This is a genomic window from Psychrobacter sp. TB20-MNA-CIBAN-0197 (assembly GCF_040309765.1).
In the GTDB taxonomy this organism is placed as follows: Bacteria; Pseudomonadota; Gammaproteobacteria; order Pseudomonadales; family Moraxellaceae; genus Psychrobacter; species Psychrobacter submarinus.
Genome location: NZ_JBEOPC010000544.1, coordinates 1 through 274, shown reverse-complemented (window position 1 = coordinate 274; position 274 = coordinate 1). Strand labels below are relative to the sequence as shown.

At 35.0% G+C, this 274-nt stretch carries 1 protein-coding gene; it reads left to right on the top strand.

All coding sequences use genetic code 11. From position 1 onward, the window contains the following. Positions 1-86: 86 nt before the first annotated feature. Positions 87-274: pilus assembly protein PilM (gene pilM / locus AAEY83_RS14880; protein ID WP_351060103.1), on the top strand; the 188-nt coding region annotated here is incomplete at its 3' end.

Here is a 274-nt window from a genome sequence, read left to right as displayed (position 1 = left end):
AGTATATATTGATTAAAAAATGAATAATATTTTTTCAGATAAAAATTATAACTTGTTTATTATTAAAACAAAGGCCAAGTTGAAACATGCTAAGTCAACTATTTCAAAAACCGTCCCCGATGATGGTAGGAATTGATATTGGATCGCACTCTATCAAAGCGGTGCTTTTACGTGAAATTGAAACTGGATTTCGACTAGAAGCACTTGCAATTGAGCCGATGCCAAAAGGTGCGATGAGCGAGCGCACAATCCAAGATATTGAAGCGATTGGTAA